General features: G+C 39.9%; 5 protein-coding genes. 2 read left to right on the forward strand and 3 right to left on the reverse strand.

What is annotated here, in order from left to right; genetic code table 11:
* Positions 1 to 272 precede the first annotated feature (272 nt).
* Positions 273 to 1,991, forward strand: a complete 1,719-nt coding sequence (locus HT693_RS11345; protein WP_050090145.1) for a phospho-sugar mutase — start codon at positions 273 to 275, stop codon at positions 1,989 to 1,991.
* A 110-nt stretch (positions 1,992 to 2,101) separates the two neighbouring features.
* Entirely contained in the window at positions 2,102 to 2,449 is a 348-nt protein-coding gene (locus HT693_RS11350; RefSeq protein WP_050090142.1) for a thiol reductase thioredoxin, read from the forward strand.
* A 277-nt stretch (positions 2,450 to 2,726) separates the two neighbouring features.
* Here HT693_RS11350 and HT693_RS11355 read toward each other — a convergent pair whose 3' ends face one another.
* The 3 genes from HT693_RS11355 to HT693_RS11365 are packed head-to-tail and all read right to left on the reverse strand — an operon-like array spanning position 2,727 to position 4,856.
* Positions 2,727 to 3,563, reverse strand: coding sequence for an amino acid ABC transporter substrate-binding protein (locus tag HT693_RS11355; RefSeq protein ID WP_000759186.1), 837 nt, complete (start codon positions 3,561 to 3,563; stop codon positions 2,727 to 2,729).
* Positions 3,564 to 3,575: 12 nt separating this feature from the next.
* Positions 3,576 to 4,205 carry an amino acid ABC transporter ATP-binding protein gene (locus HT693_RS11360; RefSeq protein ID WP_050223529.1) on the reverse strand — a complete coding sequence of 210 codons (630 nt, stop codon included), beginning with the start codon at positions 4,203 to 4,205 and terminating at the stop codon, positions 3,576 to 3,578.
* 9 nt (positions 4,206 to 4,214) lie between these two features.
* Positions 4,215 to 4,856, reverse strand: coding sequence for an amino acid ABC transporter permease (locus HT693_RS11365; RefSeq protein ID WP_050208578.1), 642 nt, complete (start codon positions 4,854 to 4,856; stop codon positions 4,215 to 4,217).
* Positions 4,857 to 4,963 lie beyond the last annotated feature (107 nt).

The following is a 4,963-nucleotide window of genomic DNA, read 5'->3' on the forward strand; positions in this document are numbered from 1 at the left end:
AAGTGATAAAGTCGGGATTATAACAGATCTTATACAATAATCCTCATTTTAAATTATACAACGAATAAGGTTTAATTTCAATTTTTTAGAGACTACAAATAGGATAAACTTGACTTGTCATTTCGGTTTGTAATGAACACACTTAAATCAAAATTATGAATAGTACAGTCTTCTTCGCTCATTGACTAAAAACTTATGCTACCGTTTTACTAAAATGCTAAAAAGTGCTATAATGTGAACGGTTAAAACAATTTACAAAAAGGAGAATTTGAATGTCTTACCAAGAAAATTACCAGAAATGGGTTGATTTTGCGGAGCTTCCTGACTACCTTCGTCAAGATTTGGAAAATATGGATGAAAAAACTAAGGAAGATGCCTTCTATACAAATCTTGAATTTGGTACTGCAGGTATGCGTGGCTTGATTGGTGCTGGTACAAACCGCATCAACATCTACGTTGTTCGCCAAGCTACTGAAGGATTGGCTCGTTTGATTGAGTCAAAAGGTGGAAATGAAAAAGAACGCGGTGTGGCAATTGCCTACGACAGCCGTCACTTCTCACCTGAATTTGCCTTTGAATCTGCGGCAGTTCTTGCTAAACACGGCATCAAATCTTACGTATTTGAAAGCCTTCGTCCAACTCCAGAACTATCATTTGCAGTTCGTCACCTCAACTGTTTCGCAGGTATCATGGTCACAGCCAGCCACAACCCTGCTCCATTTAACGGTTACAAGGTTTACGGTGAAGACGGTGGACAAATGCCTCCACACGACGCGGACGCTTTGACTACTTATATCCGTGCAATCGAAAACCCATTTGCAGTTGAAGTTGCTGATGTGGAATCTGAAAAGGCTTCTGGCTTGATTGAAGTTATCGGCGAAGCTGTTGACGTAGAATACCTTAAAGAAGTTAAGGACGTAAACATCAACCCAGCCTTGATTGAAGAATTCGGTAAAGACATGAAAATTGTCTACACACCACTTCATGGTACTGGTGAAATGTTGGCTCGTCGTGCTCTTGCCCAAGCAGGATTTGACTCAGTTCAAGTCGTTGAAGCGCAAGCAACTGCTGATCCTGACTTCTCAACTGTAAAATCTCCAAACCCAGAAAGCCAAGCAGCCTTTGCCCTTGCTGAAGAACTTGGTCGTCAAGTTGGTGCAGATGTTCTTGTGGCAACTGACCCAGACGCTGACCGTGTTGGTGTTGAAGTTCTTCAAAAAGATGGTAGCTACCTCAACCTTTCAGGTAACCAAATCGGTGCTATCATGGCTAAATACATCTTGGAAGCTCATAAAAATGCTGGAACTCTTCCTGAAAATGCAGCCCTTTGCAAATCTATCGTATCAACTGACTTGGTAACGAAGATTGCTGAAAGCTATGGCGCAACTATGTTCAACGTCTTGACTGGTTTCAAATTCATCGCTGAAAAAATCCAAGAATTCGAAGAAAAACACAATCACACTTACATGATGGGATTTGAAGAAAGCTTCGGTTACTTGATTAAACCATTTGTACGTGATAAAGACGCTATCCAAGCTGTTCTTGTCGTTGCTGAACTTGCTGCCTACTACCGTTCACGTGGTTTGACACTTGCTGACGGTATCGAAGAAATCTACAAAGAGTACGGCTACTACGCAGAAAAGACAATCTCTGTTACCCTTTCAGGTGTCGATGGTGCTGAACAAATCAAAGCGATTATGGCTAAATTCCGTAACAATGCTCCAAAAGAATGGAACACAACAGCTATCACTGTCGTAGAAGACTTCAAAGCTCAAACAGCTACTGCTGCTGACGGTACTGTTACAAACTTGACAACTCCTCCAAGCGATGTGTTGAAATACACACTTGCTGACGGTTCATGGATTGCCGTTCGCCCTTCAGGGACAGAACCAAAAATCAAGTTCTACATTGCAGTTGTAGGTGAAACCAACGAAGAATCACAAGCTAAAATTGCTAACATCGAAGCAGAAATCAATGCTTTTATAAAATAAAGACCTAAAAAGATGAGACCAAACAATCTCATCTTTTTTTCGTATCAAATCTAAGCAATTTTAGAAACTTTATGGCATACTAGACTTATCAATGAAAGCGAGGTAATCTCATGGAACAATTTTTAGATAACATTAAAGACCTTGAAGTCACTACAGTTGCGCGTGCGCAAGAAGCTCTTGATAAAAAAGAAACTGCCACTTTCTTTATCGGTCGTAAAACTTGCCCTTACTGCCGTAAATTTGCAGGTACTTTGGCAGGTGTCGTAGCTGAAACCAAAGCTCACATCTACTTCATCAATAGTGAAGAAGCAAGCCAACTCAATGAGTTGCAAGCATTCCGCTCACGCTACGGAATCCCAACTGTACCAGGATTTGTTCACGTTGCAGATGGACAAATCAACGTCCGTTGCGACTCTTCAATGTCAGCACAAGAAATCAAGGACTTTGCTGGATTGTAAAAAATCAGCTAACAAGTCTTAAAATTACAAAAACGCATAATGTAAGGTGCAAAAACCTTGATATTATGCGTTTTATTGTTTCTAAAACAGTTACATCAGCATTTCATTACAGCACATTTTAATTTTGGAAGTCAAATCAATTTTTAACAATGTTTTAGAAATCACAGTGGGCTATTCCATATTCAATTATCCAGATTCAATCGCTATTATCGTTTTCCTAGATTACAAAAAAACTACGTTTTGCTAATCAAAACGTAGTCTCAGCCACTATTTTATCTTACTGTCCTTCTTTTACTTCTTTGGTTGCTACATCTTCTCCAAACCATTTTTGGCTGATTTCTTGGAATTTACCGTCCTTGTAAAGACTAGAAAAAGCTTCATTTATCTTCTTAACCAGAGTTGTATCTTCCTTACGGGCTCCAACCGCAAAGGCTTCTGTTTCTAGTCCAACTGTAAAGACATTATAATCGTTTAAAACGCCTTCTGCTTCTAAATAATAATTTGCATAGACACGGTCAATCAATAGACCGTCAATTCGATCATTTTTCAAATCAATTAAGGCTTCATTAAAGGTTTGGTATTGATTCGCTTCCTTATTAGCGACAATATCCTTTAAAATCGCTGGGTTTGCTTCAAAGTCCGCATAACCAGATGAGCCAGCTTGAGCTCCTAATGTCTTTCCAGCCATATCCTTTGCAGTCGTGATACCAGATGATTTCTTGGTCACCAATACCTGCTCATTTTTCATATATGAGTTACTGAATGCCACCTTTTCACGGCGTTCATCTGTAGCGGAATAACCATTCCAAATCAGATCAATCGTTCCTTTTGTCAATTCAGCTTCTTTCAAATCCCAATCAATCGGTTGCCAATTTACCGTAATTCCGTATTTTTCAAAAACAGCTGTAGCTAAATCAATATCAAATCCTGCATAAGAACCATCTTTCTGAGCAAATCCCATTGGAACAAAAGTGCTATCAAATCCAATAGTAATAGACTTGTTAGACTGGTACTTAGACCAATTATCTCCACTAGTTTCGCTAGAATTTTTCCCACAAGCTACTAAGAACAAAGCAGTCATCAGACTGACTAATACAAGCATCCATTTTTTCATCCATTTTTCCTCCTATTTAGGTTCTACTTTCAATAATACATCTGCGATATTTTCAGCAAACTGCAAATCGTGGGTTACCACAATCTGGGTCATCCCAAGTTCCCTATTTTGCAAGATTAGCTTCTCCACTTCCAAGCGCAATTCTGGATCCAGGGCAGAAGTTGGTTCATCGTAGCCAATGATTTCTGGGTCGATCATCATAGCACGCGCCAAGGCCACCCGCTGCTTTTGCCCACCAGATAGTGAAAATGGATAAGCGTCTGCATGCCCTGCCAGTCCTAACTGTTCCAAGAGTCCACTCGCCTTCTTCTCAGCTTCTTCCTGCTTCATCCCCATGGTCTTCACAGGCGATAAAGTCAAATTGTCCAGAACTGATAAATGAGGGAACAGTTGAAAATCTTGGAAGACAAATCCCAGTAGATTGCGCTTCTGTAATTCATCCAGCTCTAAAGGTTGTCCATTATAAAAGATTTGCCCTGAATCAATGGTTTCAAGACCCGCAAGCATACGTAAGAGAGTTGTCTTACCTCCACCAGAAGGTCCAACGATAGCCAGGATTTGCTTTTCAGGAATACTTAGACTGAAATCAGACAGGATTTGTTTATCTCCAAAGACTTTATTGATATTTCGTAATTCTAACATGGCAGCCTCCTATCTATAATAACTATACTTCTTCTCAACTTTTTTGGAAATAATTGTCACAATCCCAATTAAAATCAAGTAAATGGCTCCTGCCAAGAACATGGGAACTAGACTAGCATCACGGTTGGCAGCTGTTCGACTAGCCAAGATAAGATCAGAAATTCCTAGAGCATATACCAGAGAAGTATCCTTGACCAAACTCATAACTTCGTTAAAGACACTAGGAAGCACGATCTTGGTCACCTGAGGTAAAATGATATAGCGCACTGTGGCAGAGGGACTAAACTTCAAGACCTTGGCTGCCTCATACTGTCCTCTTGGAATAGTGTCAATTCCCCCACGGAAAATTTCTGCAAAGTAAGCCGCATAATTCAAAACAAAGGCAATAATAGCTGCAGGAAGGCGGTCTAAACGAATCCCAATACTTGGGAGCACATAATAAATAAAAATCAGTTGCAAGAGTAAGGGGGTGCCACGCATAACCCAGATGTAAATGTTAATCAGATAATGGAGGGGCTTCCAATGGACTTGCAAGGCAAAGGCAATCAAAACGCCCAAGGGAATCGAAAATAGCAAGACCAGTGCAAAGACCTGTACAGTCGTGCTCGCACCATTCAGTAAACTCGGTAATATCTCAAATAAATAAGACATACTGCACCTCCTAAAAGTAATTGTTCCTATTATAGCATGAATAAACAAAATAACCAACCATTTTTGCAAAAAAATTCTATCATATACAAGTCATAACCACCCGTGAA

It is taken from the genome of Streptococcus sp. 2154, from assembly GCF_013277255.1.
GTDB classification, from domain to species: domain Bacteria; phylum Bacillota; class Bacilli; order Lactobacillales; family Streptococcaceae; genus Streptococcus; species Streptococcus pseudopneumoniae.

Bases quoted from the DNA above. Each gene is read 5' to 3' on its own strand.
- HT693_RS11345 (WP_050090145.1), top strand. From the start codon at position 273: ATGTCTTACCAAGAAAATTACCAGAAATGGGTTGATTTTGCGGAGCTT.
- HT693_RS11350 (WP_050090142.1), top strand. From the start codon at position 2,102: ATGGAACAATTTTTAGATAACATTAAAGACCTTGAAGTCACTACAGTT.
- HT693_RS11355 (WP_000759186.1), bottom strand. From the start codon at position 3,563: ATGAAAAAATGGATGCTTGTATTAGTCAGTCTGATGACTGCTTTGTTC.
- HT693_RS11360 (WP_050223529.1), bottom strand. From the start codon at position 4,205: ATGTTAGAATTACGAAATATCAATAAAGTCTTTGGAGATAAACAAATC.
- HT693_RS11365 (WP_050208578.1), bottom strand. From the start codon at position 4,856: ATGTCTTATTTATTTGAGATATTACCGAGTTTACTGAATGGTGCGAGC.